Annotated in this window: 13 protein-coding genes; 11 read left to right on the top strand and 2 right to left on the bottom strand. The window is 66.4% G+C overall.

The genetic code is table 11. The features are described from left to right. Positions 1 to 10 precede the first annotated feature (10 nt). The 6 genes from QZM15_RS11615 (at position 11) to QZM15_RS11590 (ending at position 3,036) form a co-directional block, all read left to right on the top strand. On the top strand, positions 11 to 364 hold the full coding sequence (locus tag QZM15_RS11615; RefSeq protein WP_302106418.1) for a hypothetical protein: 354 nt from the start codon (positions 11 to 13) through the stop codon (positions 362 to 364). A gap of 137 nt (positions 365 to 501) precedes the next feature. Continuing rightward, positions 502 to 825, top strand: a complete 324-nt coding sequence (locus tag QZM15_RS11610) for a hypothetical protein (RefSeq protein WP_302106417.1) — start codon at positions 502 to 504, stop codon at positions 823 to 825. Between the two features lie 6 nt (positions 826 to 831). Continuing rightward, entirely contained in the window at positions 832 to 1,074 is a 243-nt protein-coding gene (locus QZM15_RS11605) for a hypothetical protein (RefSeq protein WP_302106416.1), read from the top strand. Between the two features lie 177 nt (positions 1,075 to 1,251). Next, on the top strand, positions 1,252 to 2,232 hold the full coding sequence (locus tag QZM15_RS11600) for an IS30 family transposase (protein ID WP_302106415.1): 981 nt from the start codon (positions 1,252 to 1,254) through the stop codon (positions 2,230 to 2,232). A 47-nt stretch (positions 2,233 to 2,279) separates the two neighbouring features. After that, positions 2,280 to 2,696 carry a hypothetical protein gene (locus tag QZM15_RS11595; protein ID WP_302106414.1) on the top strand — a complete coding sequence of 139 codons (417 nt, stop codon included), beginning with the start codon at positions 2,280 to 2,282 and terminating at the stop codon, positions 2,694 to 2,696. Beyond that, entirely contained in the window at positions 2,680 to 3,036 is a 357-nt protein-coding gene (locus QZM15_RS11590) for a hypothetical protein (RefSeq protein ID WP_302106413.1), read from the top strand. The genes QZM15_RS11595 and QZM15_RS11590 overlap by 17 nt, the downstream gene beginning before the upstream one ends. Here QZM15_RS11590 and QZM15_RS11585 read toward each other — a convergent pair. Then, positions 3,008 to 3,922: a glutaminase gene (locus QZM15_RS11585; RefSeq protein WP_059584555.1), complete on the bottom strand. Its 915-nt coding sequence runs from the start codon at positions 3,920 to 3,922 to the stop codon at positions 3,008 to 3,010. The two genes, QZM15_RS11590 and QZM15_RS11585, sit on opposite strands and share 29 nt — an antisense overlap. A gap of 220 nt (positions 3,923 to 4,142) precedes the next feature. On the opposite strand from QZM15_RS11585, the gene QZM15_RS11580 reads away from it, so the two are divergent. Together QZM15_RS11580 and QZM15_RS11575 are read left to right on the top strand one after the other, a co-directional pair. After that, positions 4,143 to 4,853: a response regulator gene (locus QZM15_RS11580; RefSeq protein ID WP_059584557.1), complete on the top strand. Its 711-nt coding sequence runs from the start codon at positions 4,143 to 4,145 to the stop codon at positions 4,851 to 4,853. A 64-nt stretch (positions 4,854 to 4,917) separates the two neighbouring features. Then, complete coding sequence (locus QZM15_RS11575; RefSeq protein ID WP_059584559.1) at positions 4,918 to 6,048, top strand: ATP-binding protein; 1,131 nt, start codon at positions 4,918 to 4,920, stop codon at positions 6,046 to 6,048. A gap of 95 nt (positions 6,049 to 6,143) precedes the next feature. On the opposite strand, the gene QZM15_RS11570 is transcribed toward QZM15_RS11575, so the two are convergent. Continuing rightward, positions 6,144 to 8,546, bottom strand: a complete 2,403-nt coding sequence (locus QZM15_RS11570; protein ID WP_302106412.1) for a patatin-like phospholipase family protein — start codon at positions 8,544 to 8,546, stop codon at positions 6,144 to 6,146. 271 nt (positions 8,547 to 8,817) lie between these two features. On the opposite strand from QZM15_RS11570, the gene QZM15_RS11565 reads away from it, so the two are divergent. From QZM15_RS11565 to QZM15_RS11555, 3 genes are all read left to right on the top strand, one after another. Beyond that, positions 8,818 to 9,852, top strand: a complete 1,035-nt coding sequence (locus tag QZM15_RS11565) for a rod shape-determining protein (protein ID WP_059639835.1) — start codon at positions 8,818 to 8,820, stop codon at positions 9,850 to 9,852. A gap of 187 nt (positions 9,853 to 10,039) precedes the next feature. Continuing rightward, complete coding sequence (locus tag QZM15_RS11560; RefSeq protein WP_302106411.1) at positions 10,040 to 10,699, top strand: YdcF family protein; 660 nt, start codon at positions 10,040 to 10,042, stop codon at positions 10,697 to 10,699. Between the two features lie 711 nt (positions 10,700 to 11,410). Beyond that, complete coding sequence (locus QZM15_RS11555; RefSeq protein WP_302106410.1) at positions 11,411 to 18,511, top strand: autotransporter-associated beta strand repeat-containing protein; 7,101 nt, start codon at positions 11,411 to 11,413, stop codon at positions 18,509 to 18,511. Positions 18,512 to 18,550: the final 39 nt, after the last annotated feature.

Genomic DNA, 18,550 nt, shown 5'->3' with positions numbered 1-18,550 from the left:
GGTGATAGACGTGAAAACTATGGAAATTATCGAACTCAACGAAACAACCGATGCCATCGCTTTTGGCACGGAAGTGGTTTTGAAAGGTTTCTTTGTCATGGATGGGCAGGATGGATATTTTGTCGAATCAGATGCAAAAATTCTGGAAAAGAATCACGCTGTTTTGGTGCGCCATGGTGATTTGAAAAAGAAGCTTCTTTCGAGTGTTCCTGCTTTCGGGGGGGGCGAATATTTGTACGGCGATCAAGCTGAAATTACCGGCATCTTGTCAAAATCAAGTGATGGACGATTCCTTTGTGAAATAACCGATGTAAGGGAGTTTTTAATTTTTAAGCATGATCAGACTATGTCGGTTCGATTGTGATGTGTATCAGTATCCGACCTAGGGCCGTGAAGGCAGATGATGGCTTAATTTCGACACGGAAAATACTACGTCGCGTAGCGTCGTAATCGGAGTGCCATCGAGTCCGTGTTTTTGGGTTCAAGGTCGACGGTGGGTCGATGACTATTCATGCCGGGGACGGTGGTTTCGACATCAACGTGAAGGGCAATACGGACCTGAAGGGAGCGTATATCGCGAGTACGGCGACGCCGGACAAGAATCAGCTGACGACGGGGACGTTGTCGTTCTCGGATATTCAGAACAGTTCTGGCTACAACGCGAGTAGCTTCGGGATCAGTGCTGGTGGTGGTGTGGGTGATGGCGGAGTGCAATATATCCTCCCGGGTAGTATCGGTAGATTTGTAAATCAGTTCATACAATTCTTGTTGGGGCCGATACAGTCGGCAATTGAGGCTGCTAAAAATAAGCCAACCGATAGGTGAGTGAGAATGAATCTGACAGACAAGAAGCGAACCTTGTTTAGACGTTTCGCTATAGGTTATGCATCGCTGCTTTCCTTGCTGCTAATAGCATTGGTCTTCTCTTTGGGTAAAGGAGCCGGCTGGAAACCTGTCATTGTTGGGTTGCCGGCTTTCTTGACCCTTCTGATTGCAGCTACCTACCAATTTATAAAAGAGTTGCGTGCGTTGAATCGAGAGGGGGAAGCGGAGTCTCTCTCTGATGGAGAATAGTCGTGTCGAACGCGGCTGTTGCCGGGTTCGTGGCGTAGTCGTCATGGGACGGCTGGCGTACCGGAGATGCAATGCAGACGGTCGGGCGAGATGGTGATCGTGGTGGGGATAGTCGACGGAGAAGAGGCTTAGATTCTAGTTTCAAGTGCAACACCGTTGATGAGGTAGGGTGTTGCAATGACGAAATACCAGCATCTGAGCGCCGAAGAGCGCGCGGCGATCATGATCGAGAAGGCCGGAAACACGAGCGTCAGGGCGATTGCAAGGCTGCTTGGTCGCAGCGCGTCGACGATCACGCGAGAGCTGGCACGCAATCGTACGGAATCGTCTCGCTGTTATGACGCCACGAGCGCGGCGAGAGCCTACCGGGCGCGCCGCGAGCGAAGTCGGCGTCAGGTGAAGCTGGCAACAGGAAGCGCGCTGTACTGGCAAGTGCATCACGATCTGGTTTATCGGCGCTGGTCGCCGCAGCAAATTGCTGCCAGACTTCGCGAGATGCATCCAGATAATCCCGAGCAACGCGTCAGTCATGAAACGATCTACGCGGCGATTTATACCCATCCCCGCGGCGGCTTGAAGCAGGCGATGATCGAGGCCTTGCGCCAGGAGAAGCCGGTGCGCGGCAACGCCCGCAAGACGTTGGCCCGCAAGAGCTTTGTCCCGGAAGACCCGCGCATCGTCCATCGACCCGAGGCAATCGAAACGCGCCAATGGCCCGGTCATTGGGAAGGCGATCTCATCAAAGGCGCCTTCAATCGCTCCTGCGTCGGTACCTTGGTCGAGCGCAAGACGCGGTTCGTCGTGCTGTGCCGCATGGATGGCTGTACGGCCCAGGACGCACTGGAGGGGGTCACGCGCCAGATGAAGAAACTCCCGGCCTTTCTGCGTGAGAGCCTGACGTACGATCGTGGATCGGAAATGACTTGCCATGTCGAGTTGGCTGAACGACTGAATCTGGACATCTGTTTCGCAGATCCCTACGCCCCTTGGCAACGGGGCGGCAACGAAAATACCAACGGCCTGCTGCGCCAGTTTCTGCCCAAGGGGGCCGACCTGTCAGGCGTCACCCAGATGCCCTCAACTGGAAAACCCCTGAAGAGGCTATGGCGATGGAATTGGCTGCCGCCGGATTGGCTAAACGTTGCACTTGATTCTTGAGACCGCCGGGTGGCTCACACTCACACGTTCGACTAGGTAAAAACGTTATGGCAAACAGCATGTACGTTCCATTGGCAGTGATGCCAAATAGCCTGCAGGAGTTGCGAGGGATTCTGGCTCGTGCATGTGACGAGTTTGGAGTGACTCTCGGTGACGTCAAATTTGCAGGGCGACCCGATGGCAATGAGGGTCTTTTGAATGATTTTGTTCTGTTGGAAGGTGGTGACGGAGCGCAATGCTGGATTTCATTCAACCGATGCGTGACAGAACTTAGCGGGCGAGAGGGCTACGGCTACATAGCCAATGTGCAGACGCGTGTCGCATGGGATTTTGCCGGGATCGTCGCTTACGGTCTTTGCTTGTTCTCTGGCTACGTTGTGTTCAATGATGCAGGCGAGCTGGATGGTAGTGAAGAATATACGGCTGAGACCGTTCGGCAGACTCTCCATGGTCGAAAGAAGTGAGGGTGAGAAAACGAACGCGTTTGGGGTGCTTGTCAGCCCTCGTGCAATGAATTTTGCAGCGGTAAGCGCTCCGGCTGCCACTGCTGAATGTCCGTTGGATTTATCACTAAAGCTAGGAACGGATGCATTCCTTAATCAACTGAAGAGTTTGCCTTCGGCCAGCACCGAGCTGAGCGTCGAGCCGTCCGCTCTCTCCTGTTCGAAAATCAATTCACGCAGGCGCGCGGATAACCCGCTGTCCAACCCCTTCGCCCACAAAAACGCGGACAGCTCCGGCCTGATGGAAGGCGAAAAAACGACGGAAGCTCACCTCAAAAAATCGACCGCCCCGAATACGTAGTCAACCATTCCAAAGCCCTGGTCCCCGCCAACGAATTCCCGTTCGCATCCAACCCCGGCGCCCACACGCACACCGCCATCTCCCCGGGCAGCACCGCGACGATCCCGCCGCCGACGCCGCTTTTCGCCGGCAGCCCGACGCGATACACGAAATCGCCGGCCGCATCATAGGTGCCGCAAGTCAGCATCAGCGCCGACAGCCGCTTCGCGGAACTCGAATCGACGATCCGCTCGCCGGTCGCCGGCGCGACGCCGCCGTTCGCAAGAAACAGCGCGGCGCTGGCGAGCTCGACGCAGTTCATCTCGATCGCACACTGCCGGCAATACGCGTCGATCACCGTATCGGGCGGCATCTGCATGTTGCCGAAGCTCGCCATGAAGTGCGCCATCGCGCGATTGCGCTCCGCGTGCTGCAACTCCGACGTCGCGACGCGCGAGTCGTAGTCGATGTCGTTCGCGCCGATCAGCCGCCGCACGAATTCGACGAGCGCCGTCTCGGCTTTCACGAAGCGGCGGCATAGCACGTCGGTGACGACCAGCGCGCCCGCATTGATGAACGGATTGCGCGGCTTGCCGCGTTCGCTTTCGAGCTGAACCAGCGAATTGAACGCGGTGCCGGACGGCTCGCGGCCGACCCGTTCCCACAGCGCGTCGCCCAGCAACTGGAACGCGAGCGTGCACGCGAACAGCTTCGAGATGCTCTGGATCGAGAAGCGCTCGTGCGCATCGCCGACCGTGTAAACGTTTCCGTCGAGCGTCACGACCGCCATCCCGAACTTGTCGGCGGGTACTTTCGCGAGTTCGGGAATGTAGTCGGCCACCCGTCCCTGGCCGATCCAGGGGGCGAGTTCGGTGTGGATGCGTTCAAGAATCGTCTGGTAATTCATCACGTCAGGCAGGATGGAAGCAGGGCCGGGATTCCGGCGAGCCCGTATGGAACCGTCCCGGCGCCGATTCGTCAAGCGCGGCCCGAGTCGCGCCCTTATTTTCAAGACAGCCAAACAGGCAAGCGGCGGGCGCAGTATCATGCGGTACGTTTCGGCCGATGGCCGGCGTCCGGCACCGGCCGGCGCCGCCGCGGCTTCCCCGATGACCCGACCGTTGCCCATGTCTTTTCGCATCCTGCTCGTCGAAGACGACACCCGTCTGTCCACGCTGATCGCCGGCTACCTGCGCAAGAACGACTATGAAGTCGACACTGTGCTGCATGGTGACGCCGCGGTGCCGGCGATCCTGTCCATTCGTCCCGATCTCGTCATCCTCGACGTGAATCTGCCCGGCAAGGACGGCTTCGAAATCTGCCGCGAGGCGCGCAAGCAGTACGACGGCGTGATCATCATGGTGACGGCGCGCGACGAGCCGTTCGACGAGCTGCTCGGCCTCGAATTCGGCGCGGACGACTACGTGCACAAGCCGGTCGAGCCGCGCATCCTGCTCGCGCGGATCAAGGCGCAACTGCGCCGCGCGCCCGCGCGCGTGGCCGAAGGCACCGCGCCGCAGCCGGAGCGCTACGCGTTCGGGAAGTTCTCGATCGACCGCACCGACCGCACCGTCGTGCTGCCCGACGGCAGCACGCCCGATCTGACGTCGGCCGAATTCGACCTGCTGTGGGCGCTCGTGTGTCACGCGGGCGAAGTCGTCAGCCGCGACGATCTGATGCTGCAGTTGCGCGGTGTCGAATTCGACGGCCTCGACCGCACGATCGACGGGCGCATCTCGAAGCTGCGCCGCAAGCTGCGCGACGACGCGAGCAACCCGCAGCGGATCAAGACGATCCGCAGCAAGGGTTATCAATTCAGCAAGCACGCGTGGGAATGAGGCCGCCTTCGCGCGACGCCGCCACGTTCCGCGCGAGCATGCCGCCCGCCGGCCGGGAGCCGCGATGATCCGACGAACCCGTTCGCACCCCGATGCACCGCCGCTGCCGACGCTGCGCTACGTCAAATGGCGCTGGCTGCACTTCCGCCGCGCGTGGACCGACACGCGCGCCGACCGCATTCCGAGCTGGTCGCGCCTGTACCTGCGCACCTACCTGCATCTGCTCGGCCTCGTCCTGCTGACCGCGCTGGTGCCCGCGCTCGCGCTGTGCGTCGAATTGTCGCCGCAGGTCGTGTGGCATGCGTTCGATTCGCTGCCGGGCGATATCTGGATCGTGCTCGCGTTCGTGTTCACCGCGCCGGCGCTCGCCGCGTATCGGTGGATGCGGCCGGTCTGGTCGGATCTTGTGATGGTGCGCGAGCGGGCGATCGACTTCACCGGCGGCCGCTTCAACACGCGTGCGCGCGAATCGCACAGCGTGATCATCGGCCCGCTCGCGCGCACGCTCAATGCGCTCGCGATGCGCATGGAGCGGCTGATCGCCGCGCAGCGCGACCTGACGAACGGGATCTCGCACGAACTGCGCACGCCGCTCGCGCGCGTTCGCTTCGCGCTCGAAATGCTGCGCGAACCGGGTTCGGCGGCCGAATACCAGGGCGCGCTCGAGAGCATCGCGCAGGACGTGACCGAGCTTGAGGAGCTGATCGACATGAGCCTCACGTATGCACGGCTCGAATACAGCTCGCTGCAGTCGAACCTCGAGATGACCGCGCCGGTCGCGTGGTTCGAGCATCAGGTGAGCGACGCGCAACTGCTGTATCCGGACCGTGCGATCGAGTCGCGCATCGCGATCGGGTCGGATCTGCGCGTGAAGATGGACCGGCGGCTGATGTCGTATGCGATGCGCAACCTGCTGCGCAACGCGAGCAAGTACGCGCAATCGCGGATCGTCGTCGGGATCTCGCTCGTGCACGGCAACATCGGGATCTTCGTCGAGGACGACGGCCCCGGCGTGCCCGAGAGCGAGCGCGAACGGATCTTCGACGCATTCGTGCGCCTGGACCGCCGTACCGGCGGCTACGGGCTCGGCCTGTCGATCACGCGACAGGTGCTCCATGCGCACAACGGCCGCATCGCGGTCGTCGATCCGGTCGAACTCGGCGGCGCGCGGTTCGAGATCAGCTGGCCGGTCTAGCGCCACGCCGCAAGGCCGATCCGCGGCATCCGTGAAGTCGATGGCCGCCGTCGAGACGGCGCCGCGGATACCGCCGCAGCGGCATCCGCGCATGCTCAATAAGTGCGGCCAAGCTGCAGGTAGAAGTTGCGTCGGCCGCCGGGGGCGAGCGCGACGCCGATATAGACGGGCCCGAACGCGGTCGACAGGCTCGTGAAGAACGTATAGCTCTGCTTGAGCGCGCCGCCGCCGATCTGCTGGCCGCTCGACCACACGTTGCCGACTTCCGCGCTGGCGCCCACCGACAGCGCCTTGACCGGCGACGCGTTGAACGTCATCAACTGGTTCATGTACGTGACCTGCCCGTACGCGAGCTCGTTGCCGTTCAGTTGGTCGGCCGCGTACGCGGACAGATGCTGGAAGCCGCCGAGCGTGAAGTTGAACGCGTTGATCAGGTTGGTGCCGCCGATGCTCTTGCCGCCTTCGATCGTCGCGCTGACGCTGTGCCGGCCGAACTGTTGCGCGATCATCGCCTTGCCGTAGATCTCGGTATAGGGTGCGTTGTTGATCCCGTCGGAGAATTCCTGCGCCGAGCCGCCGTTGCGCGACACCAGCGAGCGTTCGACGCGCAGCTCGGTGAAATAGCCCTTGCGCGGGAACAGCGGATCGTCGAGCTGGTCGATCACGAGCCGGGCGCGCGCGATCAGCGCCTGCGACGTGAAGCTCGGCCACAGCAGCGCCTGGCCGCTGCCGTCGTCGAACGGCAGGTTGTAGGTCGGCGAGCCGTGCCCGGTCACGTAACCGACGCCCATCCGGAAATCGCCGAGCCGCCCGATCGGCAAACCGAGATCGAGCCCGGCGCGCGCCGTCTGCATCAGATACTGCGTGATCTTCACGTCGCCGGTGTCGTCGTACAGGTTCGCGTAGCGGCGCTGGTATTCCGCGTACGGCGACAGATAGACGCCGTATGCCATCGACAGCGGTTGACGGAACTCGATGCGCGCGGATTGCAGGTCGCTGCCGATCGTCGTGTCCGCGCGGAATTCGAGCCCCGATTCCGTGAGCCACGGCCGCCGGTAGCCGACGTGCAGGCGGAAGCCGCCTTCGTCGGTCGAACTGCTCGACATGCCGAGCCCGAACAGCAGGAAGTTGGGCCCCCAGTACTTCTCGCGCGCGTCGATCTCGAGCACGTTATCGTCGCCGCGGCTCACGATCTGTTGCGTGACGCTCTCGAAGTTGCCGCCCGTCGTGAGCCCGAGCAGATCCTGGCTGACGGTCTTCGGATCGTAGATGTCGCCCGGTTTCACGTGCAGCGCGTTGCTGACGACGCGCTTGGGCACGCCGCCGCTGGTCTTGATGTCGATGCGCGTGATCCGGATCGGCGGCGGCAGCGGCTGCGCGTGCGCGGACCGGTAGGCCGCGTACTGTTCCGGCGTGAGCGCGAAACGCCGCAGCTTCGGCAGCGCCGCGGTCGCGGCGATCTCGCCGGCGGCGATCGCCTGCTTCGCGTTCTGGAAATCGGTGAACGCGAGCGAGCCGAGGTCCGGCGTGAGCAGCACGTCGTGCGCGTCGAGCTGCTTGCGCTGCGCGGTCACGTTCTGGCGGATCAGGATGCCGACCATCTGCTGCATCACGTCGGCAGGCGACGCGAGCGCATCGAGCGGGCGCAGCGGCGAGCCGATGTCGACGGCGATCACGATGTTCGCGCCCATCTGCCGCGCGGTGTCGACGGGCAGGTTGCTGACGAGCCCGCCGTCCACGAGCGCGCGCCCGTTGATCTCGGCCGGCGCGAACAGGCCCGGCATCGCCATGCTCGCGCGAATCGCGAGCGGCAGCGAGCCGTGGTCGAGCACGACCATCTGGCCGGTCTGCAGGTCGGTCGCGACGGCGCGATACGGGATCGGCAGGTGGTCGAACGGCTGGTTGGTCGGCACGGCGGCCGTCCAGTTCGCGAGCAGCGCCTGCAGCCGGTTGCCCTGAACGAGGCCGACCGGCGCCTTGACGCCTTTCTTGCCGAAGCCGAGTGTCAGCCCGTTGATGTACAGGCGTTCGTCTTCCCGGCTGGTTTGCGGCAGGTCCGCGCGGTCCGTCACGTCGAACGCGATATCGGCCAGGTTGACCTCCGACAGCCGCTTCTGCATCTCGTCGGCCGCCATCCCGCTCGCGTACAGGCCGCCGACCACGGCGCCCATGCTGGTGCCCGCGATGCAGTCGATCGGGATCCGGTTGTCCTCCAGGACTTTCAGGACCCCAAGGTGTGCGTAGCCGCGCGCGCCGCCGCCGGACAGCACGAGGCCGATCGACGGGCGGCCGGCCGGGCCGCCGTCGGCCGCGCAGGTGTGCGCCGCGGCGGCGGGTGCGGCGGCAGCCGCGGGGTTGGCTGCGGCCGCAACGGTCGGGGCGGCGGCGGATTCGGCGGCCGGCAGCGGTTGCGCGGCAACCGCGCAGCACCAGAAGGCAACGAGCGTCGTGCAGAGCGGGCGCAGCGGCGCCCAGCGGAAGGAAACGGTCGCTGTCATGGTGAACATACCTGGCGTGATCGTGCGTCGGAGGCCTGCCGGGAACAGGCAAGACCGAGAGATTACCGTGTTTTACAGGCCCGATGCGAGCGGCTGTTGCGTAGCCGGACGTGCGCGGGACGCCGTTTTCGGCAATTTCGTCGCGAAAAAATCATTGGAATTGGCTAAAGTATCGGAACGATTTGCCGCTAAGCTCGTGATGGGGCGGCATGCACGCGCGGCGAAAAGTGCGGCGCGGCTGTCCCGGCCCGCTCCTTCACAAAGGTTTGATATGTCGACACCGCTGTTCGGAAAGTTGTTTGCGCAACCCGTTGCGATCGACCCGGGAACGGCGAGTACGCGAATCTATACGCACGAACGCGGCGTGGTGCTGAACCAGCCGTCGGTCGTCTGCTTCCGCAAGGGCGGCGCGAGCGACGCGCGGCCCACCCTCGAGGCCGTCGGCGAGCTCGCGAAGGCGTTGCTCGGCCGCGAACCCGGGCATCTCGAAGCCGTGCGGCCCATGCGGCACGGCGTGATCGCGGACGCGCACGCGGCCGAGCAGATGATCCGCAGCTTCATCGACATGTCGCGCACCCGCTCGCGCTTCGGTCGCCGCGTCGAGGTCACGCTGTGCGTGCCGTCCGACGCGACGGCCGTCGAGCGCCGCGCGATCCGCGAGGCCGCGTTCGCGGCCGGCGTATCGGAGGTCGAACTGATCGAGGAACCGCTGGCGGCCGGGCTCGGCGCCGGTTTGCCGGTGACCGAGCCGGTCGGCTCGATGGTCATCGATATCGGCGGCGGGACGACCGAAGTCGCGGTCATCGCGCTCGGCGGCATCGTGTACCGCGAGGCGATCCGCGTCGGCGGCAGCCAGTTCGACGCGGCGATCGTCAACCATGTCCGCAACCTGTACGGCGTGCTGCTCGGCGAACAGACGGCCGAGCACGTGAAGAAGACGATCGGCTCGGCCACGAGCGCGGTGCCGCGCACGTCGACCCGCGCCGTCGGCCGCGGCATCGGCGACGGCCTGCCGCGCTCGGTCGAGCTGTCCAACCATGACGTCGCGGACGCGCTGGCCGCGCCGCTCAAGCAGGTGATCGGTGCGGTGAAGTCGGTGCTGGAAAACGCGCCGGCCGAACTCGTGACCGACATCGCGAATCGCGGCGCGGTGCTCACGGGCGGCGGCGCGCTGCTCGCCGATCTCGAACGCCTGCTGTACGACGAGACCGGGCTGGTCGCGCGGATCGCCGACGAGCCGTCCACCTGCGCGGTGCGCGGCGCCGGCGAGGCGATGGGGCGGCTCGCGATGTGCCCGGCGGATTGAGCCGGGCGGTGCTGTCGGCCGCGGCCGGGCGCACGCCCTCACATTCTTTCGATCTTCCAGTGGCCGGCCCACTCGGCCGGCATCGGTCCATCGCATGGACAGGCGCGGGCGCGCCGTGCTAGCGTGACGCGCCTGTTCGGGGCCGGGCCGGCCGACGCCCCCGGCGACACCTGAGAGACCGAATACCTTGAAATATCGAACCAAACGGGGCTTCGCGGCCCGGGCCGGCCGCGTGCTGGCCGTCGTCGCGTGCGTCTGGGGCGCGGCGGCTGCCGCGATCGTCGTCCATGGCATGCGGATGCCGGGCGACCCGGCGGACGTCGCCGTGATCTTCGGCAACGCGCTCGACGAAACCGGCGCGCCGAAGCCGGTGCTCGCGGCCCGGCTCGATGTCGGCGTGGGTTGTTACCGCGCGGGGCAGTGCCCGGCGTTTCTGGTCAGCGGCGCGATCGACGGGCCCGGGCTGAACGAGGCGACGGCCATGCGCGACTACCTCGTCGCGCGCGGCGTGCCGGCGGACCGGATCGCCGTCGACGATCAGGGCGACAACACGCTCGCGACCGCGCAGCACACGCTTGCCTACCTGCGCGCGCATCGCCTGTCGCGCGTGCTGATCGTCAGCCAGTATTACCACCTCGCGCGGGCGCGCCTCGCCTTCGAGCGCGTCGGCATTGCGCGGTCGAACATCTCCGCCGCGTATCCGCGCCGCTTCCAGTGGCGCGATCTCTATTCGAGCTGGCGCGAGGTGCCGGCCTACGCGGTGTATGCGGTGCGGTTGTGGGTGAATCCCGATGCGCGGCCGGTTTCGTTTCGGCCGATGCTTTATCCGATGCGCCTGTTTTCGTGACGGGGCGGCCCGGAAGCGCGCGCTTCCGGTGCGGGTGGTTTCGTTGTTTTTTCCGGTTTTCTGTCGTCCGCGCCGGCCGCGCGGGTGTCATAGGCACTGAATAAATAATAGCGATTCTCGTTTCAGATGTCTTGAGGGGACAAAAATCAAAACAGTTTCGCCGACAGTTCCATAATCGAGGTCCGATCGATTTATTAAGCGGATGTTGATTATCTGCATGGATCATTCGTCGCGGTAAGAATATTGCACTGCAAAATCAGCGTGTATTGAATCGGGGCGATATATCGGTGTTTCCACCGATGCGGAACAATCGTTGTCTTTGCGAAAAATCAAGAAAGCCGGCGAAGAGCGTGTTGCATGTTATCGCTGCGCATCTGTCAGAAAGTAAAAAACTACACAACCGTCGGCCGTTGATCCGACAGGAAAATATCGACTGGAAAACGGTTTGAGTTTGATATAGCCTAGTCTGACGAAAGCGGGCAGTAATCAAATCAACCAGAAAGTCGCTGCAAAAAAACAGGGGCCGTCACCATGTCATTCGACTAGTTCCGCAGCCGCATTTCCGGGCCGATCAAAACAATCATCACGAATAAACCGACAGCGCATCGCGATTGCCGGGGAGGACGCTTTTATCCGCGATTTTCTGCTGCGTGCCGTCCAGTGCGGCCGCAATACCCATACCAAAAACCGAAATCAATAAAGAGGGAAAGCATGAATCCTGCCCGTTCGAGAAAAGCGAGTGAGCCGTTTCCGAGACTGTTGCTGCCCACGGGCGTGTTTCTGGCGCTGTCGGGCGCGGGCATCGTTCCCGCCCAGGCGACCTGCAGCACCGCGGGCACCACGGTGACCTGCTCCGGCGCCGCGAACCCGCTGGCGCCCAGTTATTCGAACAGCGCCAACAACCTGAATGCGACGGTCAACCCCGGTGCAAGCGTCGGCGTGCTGCTCGGCGTCGGCGGCACGGCGATGTCGTTGACCGGCAGTAACGTCACGCTGACCAACAACGGCACGATCGACCCGTCCGTGCTCGGCTCGGGGCTCGGCGTGCTGTCGAGCGGTGCGGTGGTCGGCAACGCGGCGGCTAGCACCACGACCGTGACCAACAACGGCACGATGAACGGCTCGACCGGCGTCGCGATCAGCGGCGTGACCGGCATGGCGCTGTCGGTCCAGAACGGCACGGGCGGCACGTCGACGATCAACAACACCGGCACGATCGGCTCGTCCCCACTGCCCGGCGCGACCCTCGTCGGCGCCGATGCGCCGGTGGTCGCCGCATACGGCGGCGGCACGGTCAACATGACGAACAGCGGGACGATCACCGGCCGCGTGTCGCTCGGTTCGAACGGCACGCCGGGGCAGGGCAATACGTTCACCAACTCGGGCACGATCAACGGCGGCGTGTCGATGGGGGCGAACAGCACGAACACGTTCAATGCCGTGACGGGCTCGTCGGTCAACACGGCCGGCGGCACCGGCGGCGCGTTCAACATCACGATCGGCCCGGTCACGCTCGGCGTGGCCGCAACCGGCGTCGTCGACGGCGGCGCGGGCGGCAACAATACGCTCAACCTGCAGCAGGGCGCCGCGGCGAACGGCACGATCGCGGTCAACAACTACATCAACTTCAATCACCTCGACGTCACGAGCGGCAACTGGACCATCAACGGCGCGTCCACCGCGCAGGACGCGACGCTGACGGGCGGCGTGGCGATCATCAACGACAACGCGTCGCTCGGCACCGGGACCGTCACGGGCAACGGCGGTGCGTTGCAGGCGGGCACGGCGGGGCTCGACGTGTCCAACAACGTGTCGCTCGGCGCGGGCGGCCTGACGGTGCAGGGCGCGACCGGTCTGACGCTGTCCGGCACGGTGTCGGGCGGCGGCGCGCTGACGAAGAACGATGGCGGCACGCTGACGCTGTCCGGCGCGAACGGCTACACGGGCGGCACGAACCTGAACGGCGGCGGCCTGGTGGTCGGCAACAATTCGTCGCTCGGCACCGGCGCGCTGAACGTCAACGCGTCGGCATCGCTCGACACGAGCGCGAACGTGACGCTCGGCAACACGGTCAATCTCGCGACCGGCTCGACGCTGACGCTCGGCGGCAGCAACGATCTCGGGCTGACCGGCGCGATCGGCGGAAGCGGCGGCCTCGTGAAGAACGGCGCGGCGACGACGACGCTGACCGGCGCGAACACGTACACGGGCGGCACGACGATCAATGCGGGCACACTTGCACTCGGCGCGGGCGGCAGCCTCGCGTCGACGGGCACGATGAACCTGGCCGGCGCCGGCGCGACGCTGGATCTGGGCGGTGCGGCGGGCGGGCAGACGCTCGGCGCGCTGTCGGGTGTCGCGGGAACGAGCGTGAACCTCGGCGCCAATTCGCTGACGCTCGGCGGCAGCATCAATGCCACCTATGCCGGCACGATCGGCGGTTCGGGCAGCGTGACGCTGTCGGGTACCGGCACGCAATCGCTGACGGGCGCGAACACGTACACGGGCGGCACCAACCTGAACGGCGGCAACCTCGTCGTCGGCAGCAATACGTCGCTCGGCCTCGGTGCGGTGAATGTCAACGGTTCGTCGACGCTCGATGCGACTGCCAACGTGTCGCTCGCGAACGGCGTCAACATCGCGACGGGCACGACGCTGACGGTCGGCGGCAGCACCGATCTCGGCCTCGGCGGCGTGATTTCCGGCGGCGGCGGTCTCGTGAAGAACGGCGCGGCGGCGCTCACGCTGTCGGGCGCGAACAACTATGCGGGCGGCACGACGCTGAACGCCGGCGGACTGGTACTCGGCAACGCCTCGGCGCTCGGTACCGGCGCGCTGACCGTCGGCGGCGCGGCGACGCTCGATACGACCACGAACCTGTCGGTCGGCAATGCGATCAATCTCGACGCGAGCGCCGCACTCACACTGGGCGGCAGCAACAGCCTTACGCTGGGGGGCACGATTGCCGGCGCGGGCAGCCTCGTGAAGGACGGCGCCGCGACGACGACGCTGACCGGCACGAACACGTACACCGGCGGCACGACGATCAATGCGGGCACACTTGCGCTCGGCGCGGGCGGCAGCCTTGCATCGACCGGCGCGATGAATCTGGCGGGCGCGGGTGCGACGCTGGATCTGAGCGGTGCGACGGGCGGGCAGACGCTCGGCGCGCTGTCGGGCGTCGCGGGAACGAACGTGAACCTCGGCGCCAACGCGCTGACGCTCGGCGGCACGGCGAGCGGCACGTTCGGCGGGGTGATCGGCGGTACCGGCAGTCTCACGTTGTCGGGTACGGGCACGCAGACGCTGAACGGCGTCAATACCTACAGCGGCGGCACGAACCTCAATAGCGGCGGTCTCGTGCTCGGCAACGGCGGGGCGCTGGGCGCCGGCGCGCTGAACGTCGGCGGCGCGGCCACGCTCGATACGAATGCAGCCTTGTCGGTCGGCAATGCGATCAATCTGGGCACGGGCGCCGCGCTGACGCTCGGCGGCAGCAACAGTCTTACGCTCGGTGGCGCGATTGCCGGCACGGGCAGCCTCGTGAAGGACGGCGCGGCGACCACGACGCTGACCGGCGCGAACTCCTATACGGGCGGCACGACGATCAACGCGGGCACGTTGGCGATCGGCGCGGGCGGCAGCCTTGCATCGACGGGCGCGATGAACCTCGCGGGCGCCGGCGCGACGCTGGATCTGAGCAGTGCGACAGGCGGGCAGACGCTGGGCGCGCTGTCGGGTGTCTCGGGAGCGAACGTCAACCTCGGCGCCAATGCACTGACGCTCGGGGGCACGGCGAGCGGCACGTTTAGCGGTGTGATCGGCGGCACGGGCAGTCTCACTTTGTCGGGTACCGGCACGCAGACGCTGAACGGCGCCAATACCTACAGCGGCGGCACGAACCTCAATAGCGGCAGCCTCGTGCTCGGCAACGGCGGGGCGCTGGGCGCCGGCGCGCTGAACGTCGGCGGCGCGGCCACGCTCGATACGAATGCAGCCTTGTCGGTCGGCAATGCGATCAATCTGGGCACGGGCGCCGCGCTGACGCTCGGCGGCAGCAACGATCTCGGGCTGACCGGCGCGATCAGCGGAAGCGGCGGCCTCGTGAAGAACGGCGCGGCGACCACGACGCTAACCGGCGCGAACACCTATACGGGCGGCACGACGATCAATGCGGGGACGCTGGCACTCGGCGCGGGCGGCAGCCTCGCGCCGACGGGCACGATGAATCTCGCTGGTGCCGGCGCGGCGCTGGATCTGAGCGGTGCGACAAGCGGGCAGACGCTCGGCGCGCTGTCGGGCGTCGCGGGAACGAACGTGAACCTCGGCGCCAACGCACTGACGCTCGGCGGCACGGCGAGCGGCACGTTCGGTGGGGTGATCGGCGGCACGGGCAGCCTCACGTTGTCGGGTACCGGCACGCAGACGCTGTCCGGCGCGAACACCTACACGGGCGGCACGACGATCGCCGGCGGCAGCACGCTGGCGCTCGGCGCGGGCGGCAGCCTTGCGTCCGGCAGTGCGCTGAACCTCGCGGGCGCGGGGGCGACGTTCGACTTGAGCGGCGCGACCGCCTCGCAAACGCTCGGCACGCTGACCGGCGCGGCCGGCACGAGCGTGAACCTCGGCGGCAACGGGCTGACGCTGAGCGGCAGCGGCAGCAACACGTTCGGCGGCGCGATCGGCGGCACCGGCGGCCTGACGCTGGCCGGCAGCGGCACACAGACGCTGACCGGCGCGAACACGTACACCGGCGGCACGACGATCAGCGGCGGCGGCACGCTGGCGCTGGGTGCGGGCGGCAGCCTCGCCTCGACCGGCGCGGTGAATCTCGCCAGCGCCGGTGCGACGTTCGACGTGAGCGGCGCGACGGGCGCGCAGACGATCGGCACGCTGACCGGCGCGGCCGGCACGAACGTCAACCTCGGCACGAATGCGCTGACGCTGAACGGCACCACCAACGGTACGTTCGGAGGAACGATCGGCGGCGCCGGCGGGCTGACGGTCGCCGGCACGGGCACCCAAACGCTGACGGGCGCGAACACGTACACGGGCGGCACGACGATCGCCGGCGGCAGCACACTCGCACTCGGCGCGGGCGGCAGCCTCGTGTCGGGGAGCGCCGTGAACCTCGCGGGCACGGGGGCGACGTTCGACGTGAGCGGCGCGACGGGCGCGCAGACGTTCGGTACGCTGACCGGCGCGGCCGGCACGAACGTGAATCTCGGCGCGAATGCGCTGACGCTGAACGGCAGCGGCAACGGTACGTTCGGTGGTGCGATCGGCGGGACGGGCGGCGTGACGTTCGCCGGCACGGGCACGCAAACGCTGACGGGGGCCAACACGTATACGGGCGGCACGACGATCGCCGGCGGCAGCACACTCGCCCTCGGTGCGGGCGGCAGCCTCGCGTCGGGGAGCGCCGTGAACCTCGCGGGCACGGGGGCGACGTTCGACGTGAGCGGGGCGACGGCCGCGCAGACGATCGGCACGCTGGCCGGCGCGGCCGGCACGAACGTGAATCTCGGCGCGAATGCGCTGACGCTGAACGGCAGCGGCAACGGTACGTTCGGCGGCGCGATCGGCGGGACGGGCGGCGTGACGTTCGCCGGCACGGGCACGCAAACGCTGACGGGTGCGAATACGTACACGGGCGGCACGACGATCGCCGGCGGCAGCACGCTCGCGCTCGGCGCGGGCGGCAGCCTCGCATCGACGGGCGCGGTGAATCTCGCGGGCACGGGTGCGACGTTCGACGTGAGCGGCGCGACCGGCACGCAAACGATCGGTGCGCTGTCGGGTGCGGCCGGCACGAACGTGAATCTCGGTGCGAACGCGCTGGCGCTGAACGGCAGCGGCAGCAATACCTTCGGCGGCACGATCGGCGGCTCGGGCGGCGTGACGGTGGCGAGCGGCACGCAGGTGCTGACCGGCGGCAACACGTACACGGGCGGCACCACGATCGCAGCCGGCGGCACGCTGCAACTCGGCAACGGCGGCACGTCGGGCAGCGTGGCCGGCGACGTCGTCGACAACGGTGCGCTGATCGTCAATCAATCGGGCAACGTGACGATCGCGAGCGTGCTGTCCGGCACCGGTTCGCTGACCCAGGCCGGCAGCGGGCAGCTCACGCTGACCGGCACGAACACGCTGAGCGGCCCGACCACGGTCGCCGCGGGCACGCTCGCCGTCAACGGTTCGCTCGGCCAGTCGACCGTCACCGTGCAGAACGGCGCGACGCTGACGGGCACCGGCACGATCGGCGGCCTCGTGGTGCAAGGCGGCGCGACGGCGGCCGCCACGCAGCCGGGCGCGGCGCTGAACGTGGGCGGCAACGTCACGTTCCAGCCGGGTTCGACGTTCCAGGTCGCCGCGACGCCGCAGCAAAGCGGCAGCCTCGCGGCGAGCGGCACCGCGACGCTGAACGGCGGCACCGTGCAGGTGCTCGCGAACCAGAGCACCTATCAGCCGGGCACGACGTACACGATCCTCAGCGCGTCGTCGGGCGTGCAGGGCGCGTTCACCCAGGTGAGCGCGAACTATGCGTTCCTCACGCCGACCCTCAGCTACGATCCGGGTCACGTGTATCTGCAACTGGCTCAGAACGGCACGTCGCTGCCCGACGTCGCCACCACGCCGAACCAGCGCTCGGTCGCGACCGCGGTGGCCGCGCTCGGCACCGGCAATCCGCTGTACGACACGGTGCTGACGGCCGACGCGCCGACCGCGCGCCGCGCGTACGGGCTGCTCGGCGGCGAACTGCAGGCGAGCCTGAAGAGCATGCTGCTGCTCGACAGCCGCTATGTGCGCGACGCGGTGACCGATCGCGTCCGTCAGGGGCTCGCGCCCGGATCGGGCCCGCTCGCGGCGCTGTCGTCGGGCGGCGCCGCGCTGTGCGGCGACAACACGGCCGGCGTGGCCGACCCGACGCTGCCGCCGGAACGCCGGATCGGTTCGCGCGACGGGTGCTATGGCGGGACGCCTTATCAGCCGGTCGTGTGGGGGCAGGCGTTCGGCGGCCGCAGCCGGCTCGCCGGCGACGGCAACGCATCGTCGATCAACCGCAGCATGACGGGCTTCATCGCCGGCGCCGACATGGCGTTCAACGACAAGTGGCGTGCGGGTCTGGCCGCGGGCGTCACGCACAGCTCGCTCGACAACGACCAGAGTTCGTCGGCGGCGGTGAACAGCTACTACCTGTCGCTGTACGGCGGCGCGCAGTACGGCGCGCTCGGCGTGCGCGGCGGCGCTTCGTACACGTGGTATCGCATCAACAGTGACCGCTATCCGGGCTTCGCGGGCTTCTCGGATCACGACTCGGCCGGCTACAACGCGCATTCTGCGCAGGTGTTCGGCGAAGTCGGTTACGCGCTGCCGGTCGGCCCGGTCGCGATCGAACCGTTCGCGGGCCTCGCGTACGTGAACCTGCATACCGACGGCTATACGGAAACCGGCGGCGCGGCCGCGCTGCGTGCCGGCGGTGAGACGACCCACGTCGGCTTCTCGACGCTCGGCCTGCGTGCGGCGTCGCAGCTCGGCTCGATCGCGAGCGGCACGTTCACCGCGCGCGGGACGGTCGGCTGGCGGCATGCGTTCGGCAACGTGCGGCCGTCGTCGGCGTTCACGTTCGCGAATGGCGGCACGTCGTTCCAGGTATCGGGCGTGCCGATTGCTCGCGACAGCGCGGTGCTCGAAGCCGGCATCGACGCGAACATCACGAAGCGCCTGACGCTCGGCCTCACGTACAGCGGCCAATACGGCAGCGGCGTGCGCGACAACGCGATCCTCGGCAACATCCTGTGGAAATTCTGACCGGCGACTGACGTGCCCGTACGCGGCGCCATGCGACGA

This window comes from Burkholderia sp. AU44665 (assembly GCF_030504405.1).
Lineage (GTDB): Bacteria > Pseudomonadota > Gammaproteobacteria > Burkholderiales > Burkholderiaceae > Burkholderia > Burkholderia semiarida.
This window is presented reverse-complemented; position numbering and strand designations above follow the sequence as displayed.

Bases quoted from the DNA above. Each gene is read 5' to 3' on its own strand.
- QZM15_RS11610 (WP_302106417.1), top strand. From the start codon at position 502: ATGACTATTCATGCCGGGGACGGTGGTTTCGACATCAACGTGAAGGGC.
- QZM15_RS11605 (WP_302106416.1), top strand. From the start codon at position 832: ATGAATCTGACAGACAAGAAGCGAACCTTGTTTAGACGTTTCGCTATA.
- QZM15_RS11600 (WP_302106415.1), top strand. From the start codon at position 1,252: ATGACGAAATACCAGCATCTGAGCGCCGAAGAGCGCGCGGCGATCATG.
- QZM15_RS11595 (WP_302106414.1), top strand. From the start codon at position 2,280: ATGGCAAACAGCATGTACGTTCCATTGGCAGTGATGCCAAATAGCCTG.
- QZM15_RS11590 (WP_302106413.1), top strand. From the start codon at position 2,680: ATGGTCGAAAGAAGTGAGGGTGAGAAAACGAACGCGTTTGGGGTGCTT.
- QZM15_RS11585 (WP_059584555.1), bottom strand. From the start codon at position 3,922: ATGAATTACCAGACGATTCTTGAACGCATCCACACCGAACTCGCCCCC.
- QZM15_RS11580 (WP_059584557.1), top strand. From the start codon at position 4,143: ATGTCTTTTCGCATCCTGCTCGTCGAAGACGACACCCGTCTGTCCACG.
- QZM15_RS11575 (WP_059584559.1), top strand. From the start codon at position 4,918: ATGATCCGACGAACCCGTTCGCACCCCGATGCACCGCCGCTGCCGACG.
- QZM15_RS11570 (WP_302106412.1), bottom strand. From the start codon at position 8,546: ATGACAGCGACCGTTTCCTTCCGCTGGGCGCCGCTGCGCCCGCTCTGC.
- QZM15_RS11565 (WP_059639835.1), top strand. From the start codon at position 8,818: ATGTCGACACCGCTGTTCGGAAAGTTGTTTGCGCAACCCGTTGCGATC.
- QZM15_RS11555 (WP_302106410.1), top strand. From the start codon at position 11,411: ATGAATCCTGCCCGTTCGAGAAAAGCGAGTGAGCCGTTTCCGAGACTG.